Source organism: Candidatus Paceibacterota bacterium, from assembly GCA_035530615.1.
Lineage (GTDB): Bacteria > Actinomycetota > Actinomycetes > Nanopelagicales > Nanopelagicaceae > QYPT01.
In genome coordinates, this window is sequence record DATKUL010000003.1 from 298,440 (window position 1) to 322,181 (window position 23,742).

The 23,742-nt window shown below is 50.1% G+C and carries 29 protein-coding genes and 1 tRNA gene; 12 read left to right on the top strand and 18 right to left on the bottom strand.

Annotation, left to right across the window (positions count from 1 at the left end; genetic code table 11):
* Nucleotides 1-12: 12 nt before the first annotated feature.
* Nucleotides 13-1,443, bottom strand: coding sequence for a nitronate monooxygenase (locus tag VMW30_09960; protein ID HUW88677.1), 1,431 nt, complete (start codon nt 1,441-1,443; stop codon nt 13-15).
* Between the two features lie 340 nt (nt 1,444-1,783).
* On the opposite strand from VMW30_09960, the gene VMW30_09965 reads away from it, so the two are divergent.
* From VMW30_09965 to VMW30_09985, 5 genes are all read left to right on the top strand, one after another.
* Nucleotides 1,784-2,080, top strand: coding sequence for a metal-sensitive transcriptional regulator (locus VMW30_09965; protein HUW88678.1), 297 nt, complete (start codon nt 1,784-1,786; stop codon nt 2,078-2,080).
* 82 nt (nt 2,081-2,162) lie between these two features.
* A complete protein-coding gene (locus VMW30_09970) occupies nt 2,163-2,474 on the top strand; it encodes a metal-sensitive transcriptional regulator (GenBank protein ID HUW88679.1) in 312 nt (103 codons plus the stop codon).
* Between the two features lie 33 nt (nt 2,475-2,507).
* The gene (locus VMW30_09975) at nt 2,508-2,927 is read left to right on the top strand and encodes a rhodanese-like domain-containing protein (GenBank protein HUW88680.1); all 420 of its coding nucleotides are present in this window, start codon (nt 2,508-2,510) and stop codon (nt 2,925-2,927) included.
* Entirely contained in the window at nt 2,927-4,570 is a 1,644-nt protein-coding gene (locus VMW30_09980; GenBank protein HUW88681.1) for an FAD-dependent oxidoreductase, read from the top strand. The genes VMW30_09975 and VMW30_09980 overlap by 1 nt, the downstream gene beginning before the upstream one ends.
* 5 nt (nt 4,571-4,575) lie before the next feature.
* Nucleotides 4,576-5,382 carry a class I SAM-dependent methyltransferase gene (locus VMW30_09985; GenBank protein HUW88682.1) on the top strand — a complete coding sequence of 269 codons (807 nt, stop codon included), beginning with the start codon at nt 4,576-4,578 and terminating at the stop codon, nt 5,380-5,382.
* Here the strand turns inward: VMW30_09985 and VMW30_09990 are convergent.
* Nucleotides 5,351-5,758, bottom strand: coding sequence for a hypothetical protein (locus tag VMW30_09990; protein HUW88683.1), 408 nt, complete (start codon nt 5,756-5,758; stop codon nt 5,351-5,353). The genes VMW30_09985 and VMW30_09990 overlap by 32 nt on opposite strands.
* A complete protein-coding gene (locus VMW30_09995) occupies nt 5,758-6,930 on the bottom strand; it encodes a DNA recombination protein RmuC (protein ID HUW88684.1) in 1,173 nt (390 codons plus the stop codon). Before VMW30_09995 ends, VMW30_09990 begins: the two co-directional genes overlap by 1 nt.
* Nucleotides 6,931-6,981: 51 nt before the next feature.
* On the opposite strand from VMW30_09995, the gene ychF reads away from it, so the two are divergent.
* A complete protein-coding gene (gene ychF / locus VMW30_10000; protein HUW88685.1) occupies nt 6,982-8,055 on the top strand; it encodes a redox-regulated ATPase YchF in 1,074 nt (357 codons plus the stop codon).
* Nucleotides 8,056-8,852: 797 nt separating this feature from the next.
* Here ychF and VMW30_10005 read toward each other — a convergent pair.
* The 11 genes from VMW30_10005 to VMW30_10055 all read right to left on the bottom strand — a co-directional run bounded on the left by VMW30_10005 (nt 8,853) and on the right by VMW30_10055 (nt 14,639).
* Nucleotides 8,853-9,539, bottom strand: a complete 687-nt coding sequence (locus VMW30_10005) for an HAD family hydrolase (GenBank protein ID HUW88686.1) — start codon at nt 9,537-9,539, stop codon at nt 8,853-8,855.
* Nucleotides 9,540-9,588: 49 nt separating this feature from the next.
* A complete protein-coding gene (locus tag VMW30_10010; protein ID HUW88687.1) occupies nt 9,589-9,951 on the bottom strand; it encodes a hypothetical protein in 363 nt (120 codons plus the stop codon).
* 130 nt (nt 9,952-10,081) lie between these two features.
* Nucleotides 10,082-10,489: a hypothetical protein gene (locus VMW30_10015; GenBank protein HUW88688.1), complete on the bottom strand. Its 408-nt coding sequence runs from the start codon at nt 10,487-10,489 to the stop codon at nt 10,082-10,084.
* Nucleotides 10,490-10,666, bottom strand: coding sequence for a hypothetical protein (locus tag VMW30_10020; GenBank protein HUW88689.1), 177 nt, complete (start codon nt 10,664-10,666; stop codon nt 10,490-10,492).
* 127 nt (nt 10,667-10,793) lie between these two features.
* Nucleotides 10,794-11,924: a hypothetical protein gene (locus VMW30_10025; GenBank protein HUW88690.1), complete on the bottom strand. Its 1,131-nt coding sequence runs from the start codon at nt 11,922-11,924 to the stop codon at nt 10,794-10,796.
* A 220-nt stretch (nt 11,925-12,144) separates the two neighbouring features.
* A complete protein-coding gene (locus VMW30_10030; GenBank protein ID HUW88691.1) occupies nt 12,145-12,345 on the bottom strand; it encodes a hypothetical protein in 201 nt (66 codons plus the stop codon).
* Nucleotides 12,346-12,652: 307 nt separating this feature from the next.
* A complete protein-coding gene (locus tag VMW30_10035) occupies nt 12,653-13,063 on the bottom strand; it encodes a PIN domain nuclease (GenBank protein HUW88692.1) in 411 nt (136 codons plus the stop codon).
* Nucleotides 13,054-13,275 carry an antitoxin gene (locus VMW30_10040; GenBank protein HUW88693.1) on the bottom strand — a complete coding sequence of 74 codons (222 nt, stop codon included), beginning with the start codon at nt 13,273-13,275 and terminating at the stop codon, nt 13,054-13,056. Before VMW30_10040 ends, VMW30_10035 begins: the two co-directional genes overlap by 10 nt.
* 193 nt (nt 13,276-13,468) lie before the next feature.
* Nucleotides 13,469-14,020, bottom strand: a complete 552-nt coding sequence (locus VMW30_10045) for a GNAT family protein (GenBank protein ID HUW88694.1) — start codon at nt 14,018-14,020, stop codon at nt 13,469-13,471.
* A gap of 82 nt (nt 14,021-14,102) precedes the next feature.
* Complete coding sequence (locus VMW30_10050; protein HUW88695.1) at nt 14,103-14,360, bottom strand: hypothetical protein; 258 nt, start codon at nt 14,358-14,360, stop codon at nt 14,103-14,105.
* A gap of 87 nt (nt 14,361-14,447) precedes the next feature.
* A complete protein-coding gene (locus VMW30_10055; protein ID HUW88696.1) occupies nt 14,448-14,639 on the bottom strand; it encodes a hypothetical protein in 192 nt (63 codons plus the stop codon).
* A 410-nt stretch (nt 14,640-15,049) separates the two neighbouring features.
* Between VMW30_10055 and VMW30_10060 the strand changes: the two genes are divergently transcribed.
* The 3 genes from VMW30_10060 to VMW30_10070 all read left to right on the top strand — a co-directional run bounded on the left by VMW30_10060 (nt 15,050) and on the right by VMW30_10070 (nt 16,259).
* Nucleotides 15,050-15,122, top strand: a tRNA-Val gene (locus VMW30_10060).
* A gap of 137 nt (nt 15,123-15,259) precedes the next feature.
* The gene (locus VMW30_10065) at nt 15,260-15,406 is read left to right on the top strand and encodes an AAA family ATPase (protein HUW88697.1); all 147 of its coding nucleotides are present in this window, start codon (nt 15,260-15,262) and stop codon (nt 15,404-15,406) included.
* A gap of 358 nt (nt 15,407-15,764) precedes the next feature.
* Nucleotides 15,765-16,259, top strand: coding sequence for an N-acetyltransferase (locus VMW30_10070; protein ID HUW88698.1), 495 nt, complete (start codon nt 15,765-15,767; stop codon nt 16,257-16,259).
* Between the two features lie 15 nt (nt 16,260-16,274).
* Here the strand turns inward: VMW30_10070 and VMW30_10075 are convergent, their stop codons facing one another.
* From VMW30_10075 to VMW30_10090, 4 genes are all read right to left on the bottom strand, one after another.
* Nucleotides 16,275-16,493, bottom strand: coding sequence for a HepT-like ribonuclease domain-containing protein (locus tag VMW30_10075; protein ID HUW88699.1), 219 nt, complete (start codon nt 16,491-16,493; stop codon nt 16,275-16,277).
* Nucleotides 16,459-16,749 (bottom strand): nucleotidyltransferase family protein, encoded by a 291-nt coding sequence (locus VMW30_10080; protein HUW88700.1) that lies wholly within the window; start codon nt 16,747-16,749, stop codon nt 16,459-16,461. The genes VMW30_10075 and VMW30_10080 overlap by 35 nt, the downstream gene beginning before the upstream one ends.
* 84 nt (nt 16,750-16,833) lie before the next feature.
* Complete coding sequence (locus VMW30_10085) at nt 16,834-17,328, bottom strand: NUDIX hydrolase (protein ID HUW88701.1); 495 nt, start codon at nt 17,326-17,328, stop codon at nt 16,834-16,836.
* Entirely contained in the window at nt 17,325-18,677 is a 1,353-nt protein-coding gene (locus VMW30_10090) for an aspartate aminotransferase family protein (GenBank protein ID HUW88702.1), read from the bottom strand. The genes VMW30_10085 and VMW30_10090 overlap by 4 nt, the downstream gene beginning before the upstream one ends.
* Before the next feature lie 59 nt (nt 18,678-18,736).
* Here VMW30_10090 and VMW30_10095 point away from each other — a divergent pair, with 59 nt between their 5' ends.
* The 3 genes from VMW30_10095 to argG all read left to right on the top strand — a co-directional run bounded on the left by VMW30_10095 (nt 18,737) and on the right by argG (nt 23,677).
* On the top strand, nt 18,737-20,221 hold the full coding sequence (locus VMW30_10095) for a CoA-acylating methylmalonate-semialdehyde dehydrogenase (GenBank protein ID HUW88703.1): 1,485 nt from the start codon (nt 18,737-18,739) through the stop codon (nt 20,219-20,221).
* Nucleotides 20,222-20,333: 112 nt separating this feature from the next.
* The gene (gene typA, locus VMW30_10100; GenBank protein HUW88704.1) at nt 20,334-22,232 is read left to right on the top strand and encodes a translational GTPase TypA; all 1,899 of its coding nucleotides are present in this window, start codon (nt 20,334-20,336) and stop codon (nt 22,230-22,232) included.
* 23 nt (nt 22,233-22,255) lie between these two features.
* Entirely contained in the window at nt 22,256-23,677 is a 1,422-nt protein-coding gene (gene argG, locus VMW30_10105; protein ID HUW88705.1) for an argininosuccinate synthase, read from the top strand.
* The last annotated feature ends 65 nt before the right edge of the window (nt 23,678-23,742 follow it).

Sequence of the window (23,742 nt, forward strand, 5' to 3'; positions counted from 1 at the left end):
CATACTGCCCTTTTAAGCGCCCGCTTTCAAGAGGTAATCGACTGCCTGGGCGGCGTTCCATCCACCGGGGAACGCCTGTAAGAGTTCGTGAGCCCCAGTTAGATCCGATCCCATCGTGATAAGGGGGGGTTCGACGTATCCATCTGCCCGAGTCTGGCCCAGACCGATATTGGCCATGAGCGCATTGCAGAGGCATTTTCGATCAACCAGGTCTTTGGGCTCTCCACCTTTGCGAATGAAGACATGCTCTGGCTCTGAAGCACAGCGATATCCAACTACCCCAGGGGATCTTTCGTATGGAACGCGGAGATATCCAAGATCGCAGAGCCGAGGACGAGATTCGTATACTTCGCGGTCGGAAAGAGTCTCGGGAAGGGTTGCGACCTTGAACGGGAACCCGGTTGGTGATCCAAGCGGATCCGTTCGAACTTTGAGATCGTTAGCTGCAAGACTTTCCAAAAGTTCAGTGCGGAGTTCACTTTGGAGTCCAGATTCTTCTGCTAGAGAGAAAATAGTTCCAACTTGAACCCCCGCAGCACCTGCTTCGAGTGCGGCCCTTACCTGTTCTGGTGTTGAGTGACCTCCTGCCAGCCAATAAGGAAGTCCGACTTTTGCGACCTTAGAAATATCAGCCTCATCGCGGGGGCCGAAAACTGGTTGGCCATCATCATCTAGAACCATTGCTCCCCGCGGTGGCGCATTATGGCCTCCTGCGGTAAATCCTTCGATCACAAAACCATCAGGTGTGGTTACCTCGTCCTTGGCCAAATAAGTTGCTAGAACGTGAGCCGAGATGATGGCCAGAAATTTTGGTCTATGAAGTGGCGGAAGTTTTACATCAGTAAATTTTCTGGGTTCAAAAGTTTCTTTATATGTGGTTGTTGCTCCATCCACGTGGACATTTATCGCACCGATGTTGTGATCGGCAAGTTGATTGAGCAGATGTGGTATTTCGGAAGGAATCCCTGCGCCCATGAGTACGTAATCGACTCCCGCCAGCATGGCGCCGTAGGCAGCACTCGGCGTCGCCATCTGAATTTTCTCAAGATAGTTAATTCCGACTAGACCGTCATGACCCTCTTTCGCGAGCCACACTTCCACAAAGTTTGAGACAACCCAGAGTTCTAATGCATCAGAGGAGGGACGAAGGCTTAATTTTGGAACAGGGATGAAGGGCGCATCGCCTCTGCCTTCGGGACGAAAATATTTGTCGTGCACGCGCTTGGAAATTTCGAGTACTGGAAAAGCTGCGAGGGCACGGCTTATGTGACCACCTGGATCCCCTTCTTGCAGACGACGAGCGACGACGGCATCAATGGCGGTTCCTGAAACCACACCCAATTGGCCCCGCTGCGAGACGGCGCGCGCTAACTGCCATGAAGAGACGGCGATGCCCATGCCGCCCTGGATGATGACGGGTAGGGTACGGGGCACTTTATTCACTCGGTCAGCGTATAGGACGGATTGGGCGTGCTCTTCGACTTATGGTGTGAGAGAAGTAATGAACTGGCACTTTAGGCGCGAAAAGACGCGAGAGCCACACCAATTGGTCGTGGCTCTCGCGCTTGGATCTGGTGGCCGTGAATGCTCTGTTCCTTCGGAGAGTAAGTAACTAGGAGCGACCACCCCACCACCTGGGTGGGTTACTAATCATTCTTCTCGTAGGGGCGCCCTGCTAGATCTGTAGGGAGTGATAACACTTAATTGTGATGAAATTTGCTGATTAGATTCGTCATACCCCTGTGGGTATCATCTCCAACACGCGAAAAGGAAGGGAGAGAGGATGGTCAAGAAATCAGAGGAGGTTCTTTCCCGCACCCTCGAAAGTGAGGAGCAGTTAGCCGCCATCGCCAAGCGCTTGAAGCGAGCATACGGTCAAATGGGTGCGATTATTCGGATGCTCGAAGAAGGCCGCAGTTGTGAAGATGTTGTGACGCAAATGTCAGCTGTAGGCAAGGCGATTAACACTGCTGCCATCACGCTCATTTCAGCAAGTTTGAAGGAATGTATTGAAAGTGAAGAAGCAGACACTGAGGTGATCATTGCAAGACTGCAGAAACTCTTTTTAAGTTTTGCCTAGTCATGAGTGGAACTGCTTAGTCGAACTTTTTGGGAACGGTCTTTATTGACAGATACCCCTGGGGGTATGTTACGGTTCAGCCATGAAGACGGTGAATCAGCAGAGAACGGCCGATGAGGTCCTTTCTGCACTCGTTCTCGATCCAGAACAGATTGCAGCAATCAGTAAACGTTTAAAGCGGGCCCACGGCCAACTCGGAGCGGTTGTTCGGATGCTCGATGAGGGTCGGACTTGCGAGGAGATCGTCACTCAAATGGCGGCGGTGGGCAAGGCGATCAACACGGCGGCATTTACTCTCATCTCCGCAAACCTCACGGGGTGCTTGGTAGGCGAGAAGCCTAATTCTGCGGAGGTAACCGAAAAACTCCAAAAACTCTTCTTGAGTCTGGCCTAAAACAAGGGAATGAACATGAGACAAGGAAACGAAATGAAATTGAGACTGGGAATGAGAAAAAAGACACTTCGAAGCATCGCGGGATTGGCAACCGGTGTTTTAGTGTTGTCAGGATGCTCTTCAAGTTCAGGCAGTGTCACTTCCATGGATGTACAGAATTTCTCAAAGAAGACCCAAGAGACTGGAGTTATCACTTTGGACGTCCGTACTCGCGGTGAATTCAATCAAGGACACATTGCTGGTGCAATCAATATTGACGTTGAGTCGGACACTTTCCAAAATGAAGTGTCAAAGTTGGACAAGACAAAGACTTATGCGGTTTATTGCCAGAGCGGTCGTCGATCTGGAATCGCGACCGATGAAATGAAGAAGCTCGGCTTTGCACATCTTTTCAATTTATCAAACGGTATGAATGACTGGATGTCACAAGGTATGCAACTGATGGTTTCTTAATGAAAATTGTCATTGTCGGGGGAGTCGCTGGCGGAATGTCTGCCGCGACGCGTTTGCGGCGTCTGGATGTAGACGCAGAAATAATCGTGCTCGAAAAGAGTGGACACGTTTCGTACGCAAATTGCGGTCTGCCATATTTTGTAGGCGGCGTGATTGAGGACGAATCCGCATTGTTCTTGCAGACTCCAGCATCCCTCCACGCACGTTTTAGATTGGATGTTCGCGTTCTCTCAGAAGCAATAAGCATTGATGCAGCCAGTAAAGCGGTTGAAGTGAGGGATCTCGTAACAAACGAGAAGTACTCACTTTCATATGACAAGTTGATTTTGAGTCCCGGAGCAACTCCGTTTGTTCCCAACATTCCTGGCGCCGAACTTGCCTACACATTGCGAACGGTCGAAGATGTTGAGCGAATCGTCGCTCTAGTAGCGAAACGCCCACGTCATGCGGTCATTATCGGCGGCGGATTCATCGGAATCGAAGTTGCTGAAAACTTAATCCACCAAGGAATTTCGACATCTGTCGTGGAGGCCATGCCCCAGGTTTTGGCTCCGCTTGACCCAGAAATGGCTACTTTCGTGGCTGATGAATTGATCCGGCACGGCGCGCAACTCTTTCTCGGCGACGGGGTCGCGGCCATCACCCCGGAATCGGTCACGCTTTCTAGTGGCGAGATATTGCCGAGCGATCTGACGATCATGGCGATCGGAGTTCGCCCCGATACAGCCCTTGCCAAGAGTGCTGGTCTAAAAATCGGCACTCGTGGCGGAGTAGATGTAAATGATTTTAATCAGACAAGTAATGAAGATATATATGCAGTCGGCGATGCCGCAGAGAAGAAGGATTCTCTTGATGGCAGCTCGACGTTGGTTCCACTTGCCAATATTGCCAATCGTCACGGACGCGTAGTGGCCGACCACATCAATGGTCGCGATGTGCGAATGGTGCCAACCATCGGAACTGCGATTGTTAAAGTCTTTGACTTGATGATTGCGACGACTGGTTGGAACGAGAAGAGGCTGATTGCACAGAAGCGTGCATACCAGGCGATTCATACGCACCCTGCCTCGCATGCAGGTTATTACCCAGGTGCAAAACCTATGTCTCTCAAATTGCTGCTTGACCCAAAGACGGGGGAGATACTTGGTGCGCAGGGAGTTGGAACCGAGGGCGTTGACAAGCGAATCGACATTATTGCCACCGCCATACGTGGTGGCCTAACAGGACCACAATTGGCAGATCTTGAATTGGCATACGCTCCTCCATTTGGTTCGGCCAAGGACCCCGTGAATATGTTGGGATATGTCGCCGAAAATCTTCTCTCGGGTCTTGCGAAGAATGTTCAGTGGCACGAGGTGGAGAGTTACACCGAACGTGGATACGTATTGCTTGATGTGCGAACTCCTTCAGAGTTCAATCGAGGCACGATTGCCGGAGCCATCAATATTCCGGTGGATTCAATCCGCGAACGCTTGGGCGAGATCTCCCATAAGGATCTTGTCGTCCTTTGTCAGGTCGGCGTACGTGGTCATACAGCCTCGCTACTTCTCAACGAGTTGGGATTCAACGCGGTCAATCTTGACGGGGGATACCAAACTTGGAGCCATTCTCCGGCGATGTACGCCGGCGAGTTAGTTAGGTAAAGTAATTGCCTCCTCAGGAGCGGGACCTCGAGAAGCGTTCAGAGCAAGAGAAGTGGGCGCAAGCGCTATCAGCGTGGGCAATTCCTCAAGAGATTATCGAGACTGCCAGCGAGAACCCTTGGATTCACCCACCTGCTCTCTTTCAGGTACCTGAGCGAATTGAAACTACCTTTTCACATGCATGTGCAGCAGAGGCGTTGCCTATTGGCGGTTCAGTTTTGGATGTTGGGTGTGGCGGAGGTATAGCCGCATTTGCGCTGTCCCCGGCCCATGTCATTGGCGTCGATCATCAGGGCGAAATGTTGGAGATGTTTGCTTCCAACGCGGCTTCCCGAGGAATCTCATCGGAAGTATTTGCAGGGTTCTGGCCCGCGATTGCGCAGCAGGTGCCGAAGGCCGATGTCGTAGTTTCACATCACGTGGCATACAACGTGCCAGATATTGCTCCTTTCTTGCAGGAATTGAATAACCACGCGAAAAACAGGGTGGTTATTGAAATTCCGACTCATCACCCACTTACCAATATGTCTGCAGCATGGAAATACTTCTGGAATCTCGATCGGCCTAGTAGCCCGTCAGCGATGGACCTGGTCAATGTCCTCGCGGAGATCGGCATTAGAGCGCACGGGCAAATCTGGTCTGGACCGATGCGCGAGCCTGCTGACGTTGATCAGGAGAGTGAATTCCTAAGGATCCGACTCTGTTTGCCGCCAGAGCGCATAGAAGAAGTGAAGGACTTTCTTCGCGAGTATCCACTGCCGCGCCAACGCGAGTTAGCGACTATTTGGTGGGATGTGGCCGACGAGATTTGAAGTAGTTGATCCAGCCATAAGTCGCTGAGATAAGTAGATACGGCGCCACGCTCGCGAGTGCGGCGATAAAATCGACTCCAATGCGAGACGGATGAGGGCCGTCTTGCACAATAATGGTCGCCATCGCCACAAAAGCAAAGGCAAGTGGTGCGGTTGCAGCCGCAACGTAAGCAGTCCCTTTGCGAGCAAATCTAATCGTGGCAAATACCGCAACGCATATTGCAATCCCGGTGAAAACTCCCACTCCATGGCGAAGAATTAATTCGAGCACGGTGAGTAACCCAATAAAAAAACTCTGGATTACAACCACCCCTGGCTTTGTAAGACCCTGATGTGAAATTGGGACGGGTGGTCGCTTCTCGGTTGGGGAAGCCATTAGTTCTCCTCTTCTATCTCTTCGCTATCAATAAAGTCATCTGGAGCATCTAGGGCCAAGTTGCTCTTCAATGTCCGAACATTATCTGAGACTTCAGGGAATGCCTTGAGTTTACTTGTGTCAGCCGAAACTCCAAGACTCACAATCTTCTTGGCAGGACTGAGCACGGTACTTTCCGCAGTCGGAATCATGTCGTTGTAAGCCTTGATGGTGCTCTTTAATCTCTCACCGACCGTGATGATTTTGGCGTGCAGGGATGCAACGTTTTTAAGGAAAGTCCCCGCCAATTCTTGGATCTCTGTCGCACTTTGAGCCAATCGGTTGCGACTAAAGATGTATCCGACAGTGCGTAAAAGAGCCATCATCGTCGTTGGTGTAGCGATCGTGACACCTTTTGCGAAGGCTTTCTCCAGGAGGCGACTGTCCACTCGCAATGCTTCAGTGAGGATGGATTCAAATGGCGCAAAGAGAACAACGAAATTGGGTGAGGAGTCTTTTTCTGCATATCCACGTTTAGCTAATGCATCCACGTGTTTCAGCAAATCCTTAGCATGCGCCACGATGAGTTCTTCACGTAGCACTTCGTCATCGGTATCGAAGGCCTCGAGAATTCTTTCAAATGGAAACTTGGAGTCGATAAAGAGGAGACTCGAGCCTGGTAAAGCGATCGTGACATCCGGAATCCCAATCTTCTCTGAATCAGTGCCCGTTGATTTCTGACGGGTGAAGTGCTCGTTCTCAATGAGTCCTGCGTTTTCGAGAAGTTGTTCGAGTTGAGCTTCACCGAATTTTCCACGTGTCTGTGAACTCGAAAGCGCTCCGGCAATTTTTGTTGTTTCATCAAGGAGAGATTTGTTGGTACTCGCCATGTTTGTCAGGTCTTTGCGAATATCTTGCTCGGCGGCGATCCGACTTCTATCGGCTTCGCGTGCCTGGGCCGAGAGGGTCTCAACAGATTTCTTCATCGCCTCGAGTTCGGTAGCCAGACGGGTGGTCTCAGTCTGGGCTCCTTGCATTGTTGCGATCTGTCTCTCGAGTACCAGGATTGATCCTTTGGCGGCCACGAGTTCGGCCTGGGCACCCGCGCTGCGGGTCTTTGCCAGTAGAAATCCAATGCCCAGCCCGAGAAGCAGGCCCAGAATGCCCAAGGTCACGCCTAAAGAAATGCTCATGGGCCTATCGTGGCAGGAACCACTGACGAAGCCCCGTAGGCTCTACTCCTTGTGAGCCTCTCTATCGGAATTGTCGGAATGCCCAACGTGGGCAAGTCCACCCTTTTTAATGCCCTGACCAAGAACAATGTCCTGGCGGCGAACTACCCATTTGCCACGATCGAGCCCAACGTGGGGGTCGTAGGCGTCCCAGATCCTCGTTTGGCGAAGTTGGCCGCGATCTTCGGCTCCCAGAAACTCCTGCCTGCCGTGGTCTCTTTCGTGGATATCGCGGGGATCGTCAAGGGTGCCTCCGAAGGCGCCGGTCTTGGAAATCAATTCCTGGCAAATATCCGCGAGACCGATGCCATCTGCCAGGTCATCCGCGTTTTTGATGATGGCGATGTCATCCACGTCGAAGGTCGGGTCGATCCGGCCAGCGACATGGAGATCATCAATACAGAATTAGCGCTCGCCGATCTTCAAACCATCGAAAAGGCCCTTCCGCGTATCGAGAAGGAAGCGCGCACAAATAAGGAACGCCAGTCTGTAGTCGATGCAGTCAAGGAAGCCGAGAAAGTTCTCAACTCTGGCAAGCCACTTTCCAGTAGTGGCGTGGATCTTGAGGCGCTCGCCGAACTGCACTTGATGACTGCCAAACCATTTCTTTATGTTTTCAATGTTGATGCAGCGGAGTTGGCAGATCCCGCACTTCGCGAGAAGTTGGCAGCACTGGTTGCTCCAGCCGAAGCGATCTTCTTAGATGCAAAGACTGAAGCAGAACTCGCCGAACTCAGTGATGAGGACGCACTCGAACTTCTCAATTCAATTGGGTTGAGTGAGCCAGGACTTGCAACTCTGGCACACGTTGGATTTCGAACACTTGGGCTACAGACCTACTTAACTGCCGGTCCAAAAGAAGCACGCGCATGGACGATCCACGTGGGAGATACTGCACCGGTTGCTGCCGGAGTCATTCATACTGATTTCCAAAAGGGGTTTATTAAAGCCGAGGTTGTTTCCTTCGATGATCTTGTTGCGGCCGGTTCTATGACAGAAGCGAAAGCGCGCGGAAAAGTGCGCATGGAAGGCAAGGAATACGTCATGCACGATGGCGACGTCGTGGAGTTTAGATTCAACGTTTAATACATTTTCGACAAACCAGCGGAAGTTGGAATAAGAAGAGCCTTGGGATTTCTCCCAAGGCTCTTCCCTGTCGCGACCCCAAGGCAGAGCGCTTGTTTAAGGAGTTACGCCTTTCTCCGCGCTTCACCGTTTCCTTGTAAACATCAAGGCGAGGGAACTATGGCATAAATACGCGTTACTCGGAGTAACAATTGATTGAACCCGAGCAGGCGCAGTCATGGTCGCATTGTGGAGGGGCTCACATAAGCCGCCTTGCCGAAGGCTTTCTGCGCACAGAATAAAGGACCCCGAGGGGCACCTCGAGGTCCTTGCTCAACTTCCCTAACTTCTAGATCGATACCAATAGATCAGTCTTGAGAATTTGAGGCTGCGGAGTTGCCGACGGGAATCGAACCCGCCCCGGCAACTTGGTGAAAGTTGCAATGCGATCACTACACCACGGCAACACCGCGCGCTAAGAATCGAGCAAATTGTCAGCGCGGCCGTAAGACATGACCACTCCTGTGCGTGCATCGTTAGTGTGTAGAAAGACGAAAGACCTCGATAATCTCGAGGCCTTTCGTTTCGGCAACTCCAAGGCTGAAAGCGTTTTAAGTGGAGTAACCAACTCCGGCACTCAACCATTTCCTCGACAAAATCGAGGCGGGGAAACTATGGCATATATTCACGCTACTCGGAGTAACAATTTTCCGAACGGTTAGATAGGTGCATTTACGACTAGCGGGATTCCCTAGCCATTGCCATAGGCAACGCTTTCGATCAAGCCAAACGCTGAAGAAAGATGTGAAAGTGTGACCTTACTTGATTATCTTCTTCAAAATATGCGGGAGTTCAGACATGTGGTCAATAACATGCATGCCAGCGAACTCAAGTTGCTCTCGTGGAGTAACTCCGCCCGCATAGGCAATTACTTTCATGTTTGCAGCAAGCGCTGCTTGAACACCAGCCACACTATCCTCAACAACAACACATTCAGACGGCTCATACCCCAGAGTCGACGCTGCGTGGATGAATAGATTTGGTGCAGGTTTCCCAAGTGCAACCTCTGAGGCGCTAAATATGCGACCTTCAAATCGTGTCAAGAGTCCAGTTAGTCCTAGCGTAAAGCGCATCTTCTCGTGACTCCCATTGGAAGCCACACATGAGGGAATCTTGATCAAGTCGAGGGCATCAACAATTCCAGCAACAGGACGAAGATCTCGAAGCATCGCCTCCCGATAAAGGTGTTGGTACGAATCTTCCCAATCGTCGGGCAATTTATAGCCGATATGTTTCTCGACAACAGTAAGAAAGTGACCGTGAGAACGACCAACGAATCTCTCGATAATCTCGTCTTGTTCGATCTGCCACCCTAGATCGGCCAGAACAATCTCATCGACTGCTATTGAGATTACCTCGCTATCAACAAGTACGCCATCGCAATCGAAAATGACAAGGCCTGGCATACCTGCGGGGAACTTCGAAGGATCGCGATCTTGGGTCACGAGGTGAATCTACTGCACGAGATAAGAGATTGATTCGAACGAACTCCTGCTACTCCCACCAGAGGACTTCGCCTAGCAGTAGGAAGAGAAGCATGGTGGGAAATGCTAGTAGTGGAAGCCAGAGCCATGCTGACTGCTCGCGCTTGATCTTTGCGGTGATCGCGAGCACGAATGCCGCGAACGAAGCAATCAAGCCGCCGATCAATGCAATCGCGCCGAGGAGTCCGATCCAGTTGTCGGAGATTGCGTCGGATCCTCCGCTGGAAAATGCCACAATAAATATGGCGCCAGTCACCGCAAGCACCACTGCGACTACTGTCGTAACGCCAACTGCACACCGACTTAGGCGACTAGTTGTATTCGTGCCGCTCGCCGAATTTCGGGAACGAATCGAAACGGGATCACCTGTCATTGAACTCACCTCTTTCGCGAACCCTCCGCGAGGCGCTGACGGCCTCTGTGAGAGCCTGTTTTCAGTCTCCTCTCGAACATAAGAGAACGCAATGGTTGGGCCGATGGAAATAGAGCCAGACCCTGCGCGTTTACCGTATTCCCGTGTCGCAATTAATGACAACGCTCTGTGTCTTATTTGTCGTTACTACTATCTTCAAATCAGTGCAGTAGGGAAAGGGGGTAGTGCTCTTGGCTCGCAGCACGTATTTTCCTGGATCGATTGAAAAAGTTATTTTTCCGGATGAATCTGTCTCATAATTTTTGTAAGGACTATTTGTTTGCGCATCCAAGATCGTAATCTTGGTTTCATATGGCTTGGGAGCACAGGCAGGATCAGGCGGATTTCGCTCAACCGGACAAGTTGGCGAGAGAAGTACTTGGACATGAACAATCCCCATCTCGACCTTGGACCTTGAATCTTGAGGTTCGTAAAAGAGAATGGCAGATATAACCGACGTGAGAACAATTACCGCTACCAATATGAATCTTCTTCTCACTCAATGATTATCCATCTTGCTAGCCCACGCAGCCAATGTTGCCGCCTCTTTATCCGCACTAATTCCTGGTGCTGTCATTCGTTCGTTCAACTCCGGTGCACTTCCTTCTTGCATTGCCCCCCACGTATCAGCAACAGTCTCAATTAGCGGTCGACAAGCATCCAGTAAATCCGACATCGTCGCGTGGTTAACCCTGCTCTGGCTAATAACGAAGCGTCAGATCCGAAGGCTTCGAGAATAGCCAACTCTGCGCCACGTTCGATCTTCTCCCAGTCGAGGGACGAATCAAGACTGATTGAAACTCTTAGTGCTTAAGAGTTACTCGATCTGCTGGATTCTCTGGTCCTTGAAAGAAACCGAGGCTGCCAGTGAAGAGGCAAGGATTTGTGGTTCGATATTGAGCAGACCAGATGGAGTTCTCAGGAGTCAGTCCCACATTTACAAAAATACTAGCAACCGTGGGCGATAAGTAATTCATCATAGAAAGGCGTCTAGTGGCCTTGGCGAGCATTGCTGCCATATCAAATTTACTCATTGCAATATCGTAAGAAGAGCGCCCTGCGTTTACACCTTGAATCTCATGGTAGGCAATCTTCTGCCCTGAAGTCACAGCATCTCCTGCTTTCACTGAAAGTCCGTAAACGTGAAAGTAAGTAAAGGAGATTGCTGGATTGGCATAGGAAATCAATTGAATTTGACTACCCGGATTGGCGTAAGTTTTGCCGGTTGTTTGTCCCGCCGACTCGTCGGCCACTCTCGACACAAATCCATCAAAGGGCGCAAAAGCGTCGGTTCTATCGTTAGCGTTCTGCTTTAGAGGAGTGATGTAATGCTTCATTGAGGAAAATTTTTCATATTGCGGATCTTTTGAGGTCACTTGACCGTCGCCAGACCCTTCCGCAAAATCATGTCCTGCACATGATCGGAACTTAGTAATTGATCCAATATCGACTGGGTTGAATGGTGATGAAGTAATGACTTCTGTCACGCCCGTATCTTTCATGCAGGTATTCAATTTATCCATCTCAGATGCCACGTTGACAGTCGAATCTTGTGAGCCGAGAGATGCTCCAAACTTGAGAATCAGAGCCACGCAGTCGGCGCTTATCAAACCGGCAACCTTAATCGCAGTGGCTGTTGGCGTAGGAGTTGGAGATGGGCTTTCGGTAGCCGTTGCGCTTGGAGTTGCGCTTGGAGTTACTTTCGGTGGCGAAGGCAGTTTGGCTTTTACTGGTGCAACTTTCCAAAGTAACTTTTTACCGTACTTGACGCAGACAAGTTTTTGGCCTGTCTTGGTTACACCGGTTCGACCAACTTTGCTACATATTTGACTAGCCTTGGCAATTGTCGCAGCAGAGGTGGTTGTCATCTGAACAGCAAGGACGGTACCGATAAGGGCGACTGTAAATATTTGGATTCGTGGTCCACGGTTCATGAACTCTCCAATGTTCTGTTTTATACCATTCTCCACTGGATTCGAATCTACCATGCCTGTTGCAAAAAGCGTGGGTTTCAAGATTATGAATTGCCTCCGTTGTATGTAGATAGCGATAAATTTTTCGGATGAAATCGCTCTTTCGTTAGTCGAATTGCTTGCCGACGTGATACTCGATGGTGGGTCAATAGGTTCTCTCGCCAATGCGACAGATATTGAGTTAATCGATTTCGATATAAGAGAGCGGTGCCCCGTCCCAGAACACGCCAAGTTTTGAACCTGTGGCGATTGCTTTTGCAACCTGCTGCCTGCCTGACTCTCCCCACTTGAGGAGGCCATCCAAATTGAAAATGAATCCGTACACCTGTCGAACTTCTAGATCACTTGGCACATCGGATTCGATCCACTCATGTGTAGTCACATCCGATCATCCTTCCAAGTTGATGAACCAAAGGAGGACATCAGACATTTATTCAATCCCCAAGTCGATTGGAGCCTCGGGCAATCCGTTGAGAATCAAATCTCCATATAACGATGCAAGTTGGCGGGGCGTCATAATTTCTGACGTGGTATCCAGCGCGCGCTGTGTGACGGACTTGAGGTTCGATGTTCACTTTTCGTATTGTGCCGTCATGGTGCGCCTGTGGCAATAAACGTCATTTTGACCAAATAGTTAGGGACTCGACTTAGGCACGCTAGGGTGGCCGGAGAACGTTGGGCAGATCACTTTAGAAATCTAGACGCTCCACTGCCTGCTTGGTGATGTTGCTTATCAACTCAAAATCCTTATCAACATGCAGAACTATGAGTTCACATTTTTCTGCTGTTGCGGCAACTAAGAGGTCTGGAATTGAGGGAGCTCTATGTTGTCCAAGGTCCGCTAATTGTTGGAGAACATCCCAGGCTCTCTCCTCAATAGTTGGCGAAAGTTTTTCAATCCGCATTTTTGAAAGTGGAAGGCTTGCAAAAGATGTGAGAAGTTCATTTGCCGATCTTGCTGAATAACCAATTTCGAGGCGGGTAATTGAAGAGAGATGGACTTGGCCAGCATCAATTCGCGATGCCCAGAGTTGGGCATCGGGCGTAGTTGCCAGACGAACGAGGGCTGATTTATCTATCAACCAACCGGTTATCGCCACGCATTCTCCATCACCTGTTCATTCGAAAGGTCTGGGAGCAACACAAGAAGAGAGGCTAGATGCTTCTCCGTAACTGACTCCGTGCCCATACGAACTTCCTGCGTCAGTGTGCGACGTACGTATTCAACGCGCGAAAGACCAAGTAATGCGGCCTTATTTTCTAATGCTGCCATTACCTCTGGAGTTAAATCTCTAATAAGTAAATCTGCCATTTCAACCTCCTGATATCAGATGATATCATAGGCACGTACAACCAGCGAGGGTCATGGCAGGGCAAGAACTCCAGGGTGTGTACTAACTACCGTGTGCGCCCGAAGGGAAGATACTGGGCGCCGAGAATCCACCTTCTCGTTGATCGGATAGCGGAGCATGAGTTCTCGAAAGATCTTACGTCTGACATAGGAATCAGTGGTCGCTAGGAATCCTTGAGTAAATAATCAAGTCAATCCGGCCATGGTTCGTAAATCCAGCGTTTCTCGCGATACCTTCACGGACGAAGCCTGCTTTTTCAGCAACTTTTTGAGAGGCAAGATTCCCTGGTGCAACTCTCACTTCAAGTCGTTGGAATCCCATTTCTTGAATGATCCAGTGCGAAAGTATAACTAAAGCACTAGTTGACACACCTTTGCTTCGAGCCCAAGGAGAAGTCCAGTAGCTAATCTCGCATGACCGACCGCGCCACTCAGCCCTTTTAATATCAATAACACCCGCAAATTTTCCGTCGAGGTCAATGGCGCTTACAAGTCCGGTGCCACCATGTTGCCTTTCGGGAGCAAAATCTGAAATGAACCATTTAGCGTTTTCAGTTGTATATGGAAAAGGAAGGGGAAACCATTTTTGCATTTGATCGTCGTTGCCTGCTGTGACGATGGCTTCTTGATCAGACGAAGCCAATTGTCTTATAACAATTGAATCCGAGACCAAAGTGCAGACGTCAAATGTTTGTTTCGTCTTCATGCAACGCAATATTACGCAATATCATCGGTCAAAGTGTGCGCCTGAAGGGATGAAACTGGGCACTGGGAATCGGTCATTTCGATTATTTAAACCGCCACGCCTGCAAAAGTTTTTCGCTCTCCCCGCCCAACCATGCATCATCCAGATCTAATCTACGAATGCCTCCTTTGGCCACCCATTCTTCATATACCTCAGCACCTTGAGCCTTGATTCTGCCAATTACATACTCGGCTTGAACTTTTTGATTAAGGGGGAGAAGTCTCACCGTCTCCAAACGGAGATTATCCGATGCGGAATAGCCATCCAGAATCCACTCAGCGCGTTGCCACGGATCATGCAAATCTCTAAGAAGTGCTCCGACACTAAGGAACCTGGTTTTACTCTTTTCCGCATCTTCATTAACGAACTCACCGGCCTCTCCTTCGATTCACTCTAGTTTGAGGCGACCATTGAAGTCAGGACCGAAAGTCTTAGGTACTCCACGGAAGACTTTCCCAACTTCGATGATTACTTGCTCTACATCGGCATCTTCGTCCGCTGGTCGAAGCACAAAATCGCCAACGCGAACCAGTTTTCCTCGGTTAAGTCGACCGCCAGAAATTGGGATTTCATTGTCCATAATGTTGTTGAGGATAGTGGAAGACAAACGTATCAAGGGAGAGGTGACTAGTTTCATCTCTCTGGTTCCCGCGTGGTGCGCCCGACGGGATGAAACTGGGCATCGGGAATCTCAACTGTTGCTTTCCCAACGGAAGGATTCCAAAGAAGGAATTACCAATAAATCGGTACAGAAACACTAAAACCTCGAGATGTTCTCTCGAGGTTTTAGGTAGTAACTCAACAAACAGAGATTGTTGCGCCTCCAACTAAGTTTTAGAACTGTAGCACATATCAGAATTTGCTGGCCGCCTTTTACAAAACTCCGTTAATTACTTTCCGTGACTTTACTTTTCACATCACGAGAAGTTCTGCACATGCTCCTGCAAAACATTAAATCAACTGATCCGTATCTTCTAACTTACGCGAGGTGCCTCTGTAGCTCAACGGATAGAGCACGCCTCCAACTAAGGCGGGGATACGGGTTCGAATCCCGTCAGGGGCACATCACCAGAAAGGCTCTACTCAGTTCACATTGGGTGGGGCCTTTCTTAATGCCTACGCCACTGGGAATCAGTCGTTAATCTTGGGTAGAAGACATACGCTTTCATCCATGTTCCACCCAAGCGAGCCATCTCAGCCATGTCCCTGATCATTGTTAACGGACTTCCTGGTTCAGGAAAAACAACGCTTGCCACTCAACTAGCAGCCGAACTCTCGCTCAGGAACTTCATGAATTGGGCATTCTCACTCATGATGAAATTTGGTGCGATGTTCCCTTGTCTCTAGCTCGCGAAAGGTTTGAGAGTCGAGCGTTAGAACGTCACTGGATTCACTCTGAAAGTTCTGGCTCGACGGATTCAGATTGGGAAATGTGGGGAAGGATGGCGGATCCACTCGGACTAGGAACCGTCCATCGAGTGGATACGACTCAATTTGTAGATATCCAACGCTTGATTCATGACCTCGGAAGATGATCTCAGGTCAATGATTTGAGAAATTAGAAAGGCGCGCTCGAAGGGATGAAACTGGACATTGGGAATCAATCATTTCTCTCAAATAACCGCTCCTTACAAATATTCATATGCGACTATTCATCCATGAAATCTAACAAAGTTGCTGACTATTCCCTGGATGGCCACATTACGTGAGCAACACCGGAATTCGAACGGCAGAGGATTTCGACCTGGAGGAAATCCTGAATTTAGCAAGTGCCAAACGGCTTGAATATGAAACCTACCAACCTGTCTTTTGGCGAGTAGCACCAGACGCGATCGCTCAACAGCGAGACTACTTTGCCAGTCAAATAGCAGATGAAAAGGTAATTACCCTAGTCGCAACTTCAGAAACTGAATTGGTTGGTTTTGTCATTGGTCGCTTAGTTCCAGCACCTCCTGTTTACAACCCAGGCGGTTTGACTTGTTCGATAGACGACTTCGTCGTGATTGAAAGTGATTTGTGGGAAACCGTCGGTGCAGATCTTCTCGATCAAGTTAGAAAAGCGGCTCTCGCAAGAGGTGCTGCTCAAGTGGTGGTGGTTTGCGGTCATCTTGACGAGCCGAAGAGAAAAGCACTTGAAAAATCTTCTTTAACTGTCGCTTCAGAATGGTGGATTGCCCCACTAAATATCCAATCACCCTAACCTTCCAATCTGTGACTAGGCCTCAGAGTCCAGGTCTGGAAACTTTGCACGAATTGTTTGAGCTAAATCGGGAACCGATGTCGTTGCAATTGTCCAAATGAAATCGATGTCCACTCGGTGATAGGCATGGGCAATAAGTACTCTCATCCCGGCAATCTTCTTCCATTCAATTCCTGGAAGACGATAATCTCCGAACGGGTCACAAAGCCAGGGCTTCTTCGCGAATATCGAAATCTCTAGGTTTTAATGCGTGAAGTGAAATAACGTCCACGGGTGCCTTGAGGAATTCCGAAAGCTCTTGCTGCATTTGGAACTGGTCGAAAAATGATGCTCCTTTGGCAAAATCAACAAGGAAGTCAAAGTCACTGGTATCGGTGTCTTCACCGCGAGCAACGCTCCCGAAGACGGAAATCGACAGACCTTTGTTCCGCTTGGCAATTTCGAGAATCGCCTCGCGGTTCGCTTTCAATAGATCCAGCTTCGTACCCATGATGGGAGAATACCCCAAAGCATTTAGTCCTGATTGGTTCAACCGGTATCCATAAGAAGGGGAGTAGTCGTTCAAGGAGGGTGATTAGTTAGATCTGACCGGGTGTCCGTTTTCAAGTTCTATGACCGTGTCAGTGGCCAACGCATGAAGTGCTGCGTCCAGTCTTCGCGCCATGAAGTCTAAAGCCCGCTCGGCAATCTCATCGTGATCGCACCACTTCCATGAGATGAGTTCGTTCGGAGGAAGCACGATTTTCGAGGTGTCGATTGGATCGCTTGCGTAGAGAAGCATGACGCCGTCATCAGGCAATCGCCGAGGAGGAACCCAGTCAAAAACGAGTAGCCGGCCCACAATTACTTCGATGCCAAGTTCTTCCAGCGCTTCTCTTCGTGCCGCATCGCGTGGTGTCTCTCCGAGCTCGACCATGCCACCCGGGACTTCCCAGTTCTTTTTATACGTTGGCTCCACAAGGAGGATACGTTCTTGTTCGTCTACGAAGATCAGCCCTGCACCAATCCGCTTTCGCGGGAGATTAAGGAAATATTCTGACTGTGCGATCTCTTCGTGAGACTCGCTCATGCGCCGGAGTAGTGCTTTCCAATTTCAGAAAGGGCTTTGTCAAAGAGTTCAAGTCCCAATTTGGCATCGGCTTCAGAGATATTGATCGGTGGCGTTAGGTGAAGTCGATTGAAATTGGGGAATGGCATCAGACCATTCTTTCTACACGCAGCAATCAACTCGTTCATCTCTGGGCTTGAACTTCCATACGGAGCCATTGGCTCGCGGGTTGCGCGGTTTTTCACGATATCCATGCCCCAGAAAGCACCAACTCCACGGACATCGCCAATGACCTTATGCTTCTTCGCTAATTCGCGAAGTCCAGGACCCATGATTTTTTCGCCCAGATTCGCAGCGCTCTCAACCATCTTCTCTTCTTTCATCGCATCAATGGTCGCGACGGCTGTTGCACAAGCAAGCGGATGGCCAGAGTAGGTGAGTCCGCCAGGAAATACTCGATCGTCGAATGTCTTTGCGATATTTTCCGGAATGATGACTCCGCCAAGGGCTACGTAGCCCGAGGTCACCCCCTTTGCGAAGAGAATGAGGTCCGGGAGAGCATTTGAGTGCTGGAAGGCAAACCATTTACCAGTTCTTCCGAATCCGGCCATAACCTCATCGGCAATCCACAAAATCTCGTACTTGTCGCAGAGTGCTCGGACACCTTCCAAGTAGCCAGCGGGTGGAACAAGGATTCCTGCAGTTCCGGGGACCGTCTCCAAAAGAATTGCCGCGATGGTTTTTGGTCCTTCAAAGATGATGGTCTGTTCAAGATGCTCGAGTGCGCGTTGGCACTCTTCGGCTTCATCGGTGGCCCAGAAAGAAGAGCGATAGAGATATGGACCCCAGAAATGAACGTGTCCATAAGCGTATTCATTGGGGAACCTGCGCGGATCTCCGGTCGCATTAATCGCTGCACCAGTGTTGCCATGGTACGAACGGTAGGTGGAGAGAATTTTATCCTTGCCTGTGTGCAGTCGCGCCAAACGAATTCCATTTTCAACTGCGTCGGCTCCAGCATTTGTGAAGAAGACTTTTTGGAATTTTGGCCCGGCCAAATCAACAATCCGCTTCGCTGCTTCGTTGCGGGCAACGTTGGCATGTTGCGGTGCGATGGTGGCCAAAATCGCGGCCTGTTCTTGGATTGCTTTCACAACTTTGGGATGTTGATGACCAATGTTGGTGAAGACGAGCTGACATGAAAAATCCAAGTACTTATTTCCATCGTAATCCCAGAAATAAGATCCTTGCGCACCTGCGACAGGGATGGGGGAAATTTGTGCTTGGGCAGACCATGAGTGAAAAACATGGGCGCGGTCGGCTGCAAAAACCTCAGCACCTTTTTTGGGATCAATAGTTGGCGAGTTCATTATCATTCCTATTCTTTTCGCACTAGCGCCACTATATCTGTCTCAAGTAACCTTCGTACATGACTCATGTATCGCATTGGATTAATGGCGAAATTGCAGATGAAAAATCCGGACGGCACGGGGAGATCTTCAACCCGGCAACGGGCTTAGTAACCGGGACGGTCGCTTTTGCGGACGCTTCGACTATTGATCACGCGGTCGAAATATCCAAAAAAGCATTCGACTTATGGCGACATTCTTCATTAACCAAGCGCGTTCAGGTCCTATTTGCTTTCCGCGAATTGGTAAATACCCATAAAGAAGAAATCGCTGCGCTCATCACGGCCCAACATGGAAAAGTATTAAGTGACGCTTTAGGCGAGGTAACCCGTGGGTTGGAAGTCGTTGAATTCGCCTGCGGCATACCGCACTTGCTCAAGGGTGGTTTCTCCGAGGAGGTATCTACGGGCGTTGATGTGTATTCGATCCGCCAGCCTCTCGGGCCGGTTGCGATCATCTCTCCATTCAACTTTCCGGCAATGGTTCCGATGTGGTTTTTCCCAATTGCAATTGCCTGTGGCAATAGCGTGATCGTCAAGCCATCTGAGAAAGACCCCAGCGCGCTCATGTATATGGCAAACCTCTGGAAGGAAGCCGGACTCCCCGATGGCGTGTTCAATGTCGTGCACGGAGACAAGGTTGTGGTTGATGCACTGCTTACACATCCAGGGATCAAATCAATTTCCTTCGTTGGCTCGACTCCGATTGCTAGATATGTATATGAGACCGGAACAAAAGCCGGTAAGAGAGTCCAAGCACTTGGTGGTGCAAAGAACCACATGGTCGTCCTACCCGATGCCGATTTGAATCTGGCAGCCGATGCCGCAATCAACGCTGGTTTTGGTTCGGCGGGTGAGCGTTGCATGGCGATCTCAGTCCTTGTAGCAGTGGAACCGATTGCGGATGAATTGGTTGCGAAGATCAAAGAGCGCATGGCGAAAATCAAGACCGGCAACGGCGCGATGGGCGCCGACATGGGTCCACTCGTGACTCTTGTACACCGGGACAAAGTTGCATCCTATGTTGAAGCTGGCAAGAAAGAAGGCGCGACACTTGTAGTCGACGGACGGGATATAAATATTGAGGGCGGCGGATTCTGGCTTGGCCCGACGCTTTTCGACAACGTTACTTCCAATATGAGTATCTATAAAGAAGAAATCTTCGGACCGGTACTTAGCGTGATCCGAGTGAAAACATACGACGAAGCACTCGCACTAGTAAATGATCATCCATACGGAAACGGAACAGCGATCTTTACAAATGATGGCGGTGCAGCTCGTCGCTATCAGAATGAAGTAGAGGTTGGCATGGTTGGAATCAACGTTCCGATCCCAGTGCCAATGTCCTACTACTCATTTGGTGGATGGAAGAACTCACTTTTTGGCGATTCGCATGCACATGGTGGCGAAGGTGTTCAGTTCTTCACTCGTGGAAAAGTTGTTACCAGCCGTTGGTTGGATCCAAGCCATGGTGGAATTAATTTAGGGTTTCCTCAAAACTCTTGATTTTTCTCGCTTAATTAAGACCCGATTTAAGGGTTATATGTGCTAGATGCTATTCTTTGCACCGCTCTATTGATGTTCATTAAGGGCATAAATCGAGTGGAGTTGAGGGTCAATGGCTAACGCATCTACCGCGCATTTGGCAGGTTTGCCAGTAAAGAAGCGCGAAAATCTTCGAAACGTCGCAATTATTGCCCACGTTGACCATGGCAAGACCACTCTGGTCGATGCCATGCTCTGGCAGTCTGGTGCATTCGCGGCTTATAAGGAGCAATCCGAAGGCCAGGATCGCATGATGGATTCGATGGATCTGGAGCGCGAAAAGGGCATCACGATTCTTGCGAAAAACACCGCTGTTCACCGCGGAGCCAATATCGTCAACATTATTGATACCCCGGGTCACGCGGACTTCGGCGGCGAGGTTGAACGTGGCCTTGAAATGGTCGATGGTGTTCTTCTTCTCGTAGACGCTTCTGAAGGCCCTTTGCCTCAGACACGGTTCGTGCTCCGTAAGGCACTTGAAAAGAATTTGCCCGTCATCCTTGTGATCAACAAAGTTGACCGTCCAGACTCTCGCATCGCCGAAGTAGTCGATGAGACGTATGAACTGTTCTTGGATCTTGATGCCAATGAGAAGCAGATTGAATTCCCGATTGTTTATGCATCTGCCAAGGCTGGCCGCGCGTCATTGACCCGCACGGCAGACGGCGGAATGCCAGAGGAAACAAACCTCGACGTTCTCTTTGACACTATCTTCTCCGCAATTCCTGCTCCTGAGTATCACGAAGGTGCACCTTTACAGGCACACGTTACAAACCTCGACTCATCTCCGTACCTTGGTCGTCTCGCTCTCTGTCGCATTCGCGAAGGTGTCATAAAAAAGGGTCAGATGGTCACTTGGATCAAAACCGACGGCAGCATGACAAAAGTTAAAGTTGCCGAACTACTTCTTACCGAGGCACTTGAGCGAGTTCCGGCATTAGAGGCTGGCCCGGGCGACATCATCGCGGTCGCGGGGTTTGAGACCATCACTTTGGGCGAGACTCTGGCAGACCCAGATAATCCCATTGCGCTTCCGTTGATCACGGTTGATGAGCCAAGTATTTCTATGACGATCGGTATCAACACTTCGCCGCTGGCAGGTCAGAGCGGAACGAAGTTGACTGCGCGACTTGTGAAGAGCCGTCTGGATGCAGAGCTCATTGGAAATGTTTCGCTCCGAGTTCTCACCACGGAGCGTCCAGATACCTGGGAAGTGCAAGGTCGTGGCGAACTCCAACTTGCCGTGCTCGTTGAAATCATGAAACGGGAAGGTTTCGAACTCACCGTTGGAAAACCGCAGGTTGTCACAAAGATGGTTGATGGAAAGATGCACGAGCCGATGGAGCACCTCACCATTGATGCACCTGAGGATTACCTCGGCGTCATCACGCAGTTGATGGCACTTCGCAAGGCGCGCATGGAGCAGATGGTGAACCACGGCACTGGTTGGATCCGCCTTGATTACCGCGTTCCATCCCGTGGATTGATCGGATTCCGCACAGAGTTCCTCACCGAGACTCGCGGAACCGGCCTGCTTCACCACGTTTTCGACGGATATGAGGCTTGGCACGGCGAACTTCGCACCCGCCCAACCGGCTCACTTGTTTCGGACCGCCGCGGATTCGTGACCAGTTACGCGATGTATGCGATCCAAGATCGTGGCAGCATCTTCGTCGAACCCGGCGCTGAAGTTTATGAGGGCATGGTTATTGGCGAGAATTCGCGATCCGAGGACATGGACGTCAATGCGGTGCGTGAGAAGAAGCTCACCAATATGCGTTCATCCGGTACCGATGAGGCCGAGCGTCTTATTCCACCAAAGCGACTCAATATGGAGGGCGCTCTCGAATTCTGTCGTGAAGACGAGTGCGTTGAAGTCACTCCGGCAATGGTCCGTATCCGGAAGGTGATCCTCAATGCCGATGAACGCGCCCGCCTTACCGCACGCGCCAAGCGAGCCAACCAGGAGTAATTGCTCTCCTTTAGACTGTACCCATGTCTAAGGTCCTTGGAGCATTGCCCGTTGGAGAACGAGTCGGTATCGCATTTTCAGGCGGTCTTGATACCTCAGTAGCGGTTGCGTGGATGCGCGCCAAAGGTGCAATCCCTTGCACTTATACGGCAGACCTTGGCCAATACGATGAACCAGATATCGATTCTGTTCCAGGCCGAGCAAAAGATTATGGTGCCGAGATTTCACGTCTTGTTGATTGCAAGGAGGTCCTTGTCGAAGAGGGTCTGGCCGCAATTGCGTGCGGTGCTTTTCACATTCGCTCCGGTGGTAAGCAATATTTCAACACCACGCCCCTTGGCCGGGCGGTAACCGGCACTCTTCTTGTTCGTGCAATGTTGCAAGATGGTGTTGAGATCTGGGGTGATGGTTCGACGTACAAAGGAAACGACATCGAACGTTTTTATCGCTATGGATTATTGGCAAACCCAAACCTTCAGATTTACAAGCCATGGTTGGATGCTGATTTCGTCCGCGAACTTGGTGGCCGTAAGGAAATGTCTGAATGGCTAAGCGCAAACAATCTGCCATATCGAGACAGCGTCGAAAAGGCTTACTCCACAGATGCAAATATTCTTGGTGCAACCCATGAGGCAAAAACTCTTGAGCACCTAGATACGTCACTTGAAATCGTCGAACCCATAATGGGCGTTCGTTTCTGGGATGAGTCAGTGGCAATTGCGACGGAAGATGTAAAGATTCAATTTATCCAAGGTCGGCCTGTGGCGATTAACGGAAAAGAATTCCCCAACGTCGTTGACTTAATGCGCGAAGTAAATGATATTGGCGGTCGCCATGGATTAGGCATGGCCGATCAGATAGAGAATCGCATTATTGAAGCAAAAAGTCGCGGTATTTACGAAGCTCCGGGTATGGCGCTTCTCTTTATTGCATACGAGCGTCTGATCAGTGCAATTCACAATGAAGACACCATCGCTAACTACCACGCTGAAGGTCGCCGCCTTGGACGCCTTCTCTATGAAGGCCGTTGGCTAGATCCCCAAGCGCTGATGCTTCGCGAATCTTTACAGCGATGGGTTGCTTCAGCCGTCACTGGCGAAGTCACACTTCGTTTGCGCCGCGGTGATGATTATTCAATCATCAATACCTCAGGCCCTGCATTTAGTTATCACCCAGACAAACTTTCAATGGAGCGTACTGAAAACGCAGCATTTGGACCTGTCGATCGCATTGGCCAGTTAACTATGCGAAATCTCGATATTGCCGATACTCGTGCCAAACTCGAGCTCTACCGCGCACAGGGCCAACTCGGTGAGGGATACTTTCAGTTGGTTGGCCAACTCGAAACCGGTGGGGCTGAAGCAATCGCATCCTCTAGTAGTAAGAAGAGTCCTGATGCCAACGAATCTCTTGATCGCGCCGCTATGGAAACAGGTTCAGATTAATCAAGGGTGATTCGGCTTCGCGCTTTTCCTTGCAATTACCCCACAATGTCACCCATGTCGGGTTG

Coding starts and splice junctions, on each gene's coding strand:
- VMW30_09965 (HUW88678.1), top strand. CDS start 1,784: ATGGTCAAGAAATCAGAGGAGGTTCTTTCCCGCACCCTCGAAAGTGAG.
- VMW30_09970 (HUW88679.1), top strand. CDS start 2,163: ATGAAGACGGTGAATCAGCAGAGAACGGCCGATGAGGTCCTTTCTGCA.
- VMW30_09975 (HUW88680.1), top strand. CDS start 2,508: ATGAAATTGAGACTGGGAATGAGAAAAAAGACACTTCGAAGCATCGCG.
- VMW30_09980 (HUW88681.1), top strand. CDS start 2,927: ATGAAAATTGTCATTGTCGGGGGAGTCGCTGGCGGAATGTCTGCCGCG.
- VMW30_09990 (HUW88683.1), bottom strand. CDS start 5,758: ATGGCTTCCCCAACCGAGAAGCGACCACCCGTCCCAATTTCACATCAG.
- VMW30_09995 (HUW88684.1), bottom strand. CDS start 6,930: ATGAGCATTTCTTTAGGCGTGACCTTGGGCATTCTGGGCCTGCTTCTC.
- VMW30_10010 (HUW88687.1), bottom strand. CDS start 9,951: ATGACAGGTGATCCCGTTTCGATTCGTTCCCGAAATTCGGCGAGCGGC.
- VMW30_10020 (HUW88689.1), bottom strand. CDS start 10,666: ATGTCGGATTTACTGGATGCTTGTCGACCGCTAATTGAGACTGTTGCT.
- VMW30_10025 (HUW88690.1), bottom strand. CDS start 11,924: ATGAACCGTGGACCACGAATCCAAATATTTACAGTCGCCCTTATCGGT.
- VMW30_10040 (HUW88693.1), bottom strand. CDS start 13,275: ATGGCAGATTTACTTATTAGAGATTTAACTCCAGAGGTAATGGCAGCA.
- VMW30_10045 (HUW88694.1), bottom strand. CDS start 14,020: ATGAAGACGAAACAAACATTTGACGTCTGCACTTTGGTCTCGGATTCA.
- VMW30_10055 (HUW88696.1), bottom strand. CDS start 14,639: ATGGACAATGAAATCCCAATTTCTGGCGGTCGACTTAACCGAGGAAAA.
- VMW30_10065 (HUW88697.1), top strand. CDS start 15,260: ATGTCCCTGATCATTGTTAACGGACTTCCTGGTTCAGGAAAAACAACG.
- VMW30_10080 (HUW88700.1), bottom strand. CDS start 16,749: ATGGGTACGAAGCTGGATCTATTGAAAGCGAACCGCGAGGCGATTCTC.
- VMW30_10085 (HUW88701.1), bottom strand. CDS start 17,328: ATGAGCGAGTCTCACGAAGAGATCGCACAGTCAGAATATTTCCTTAAT.
- VMW30_10090 (HUW88702.1), bottom strand. CDS start 18,677: ATGAACTCGCCAACTATTGATCCCAAAAAAGGTGCTGAGGTTTTTGCA.
- VMW30_10095 (HUW88703.1), top strand. CDS start 18,737: ATGACTCATGTATCGCATTGGATTAATGGCGAAATTGCAGATGAAAAA.
- typA (HUW88704.1), top strand. CDS start 20,334: ATGGCTAACGCATCTACCGCGCATTTGGCAGGTTTGCCAGTAAAGAAG.
- argG (HUW88705.1), top strand. CDS start 22,256: ATGTCTAAGGTCCTTGGAGCATTGCCCGTTGGAGAACGAGTCGGTATC.